Raw genomic sequence first — 332 nt, forward strand, 5'->3', positions numbered from 1 at the left:
GCCGTACCGGAAGGTGCGGCTGGAACACCTCCTTTCTGGAGACGGATCTTAGATAATTAGGGTAGTTTCAAAAGAATGGGATGAAGCATTGGTTTGTTCAGACACTCCTTCGGCTTCTTGTACTAACAAAATCTGTTTTTGGGGGATTAGCTCAGTTGGCTAGAGCGTTTGCATGGCATGCAAGAGGTCATCGGTTCGACCCCGATATTCTCCACTTGTCCTTGAAATAGAGGAAAGAGATCTTTGACATATTGACACAAGCAAGACTGTAGATTAGATAATAAATCAGAAATCAACAGCTGAAAGTATGAGCACTTATGCATACGGCCGCC

1 tRNA gene is annotated in these 332 nt (G+C 44.3%); it reads left to right on the forward strand.

The features are described 5' to 3' along the window. Window positions 1-140 precede the first annotated feature (140 nt). A tRNA-Ala gene (locus tag CIK89_RS04275) sits at window positions 141-214 on the forward strand. The last annotated feature ends 118 nt before the right edge of the window (window positions 215-332 follow it).

The sequence above is a fragment of the Prevotella sp. P4-119 genome (genome assembly GCF_002251345.1).
Taxonomy (GTDB): Bacteria; Bacteroidota; Bacteroidia; order Bacteroidales; family Bacteroidaceae; genus Prevotella.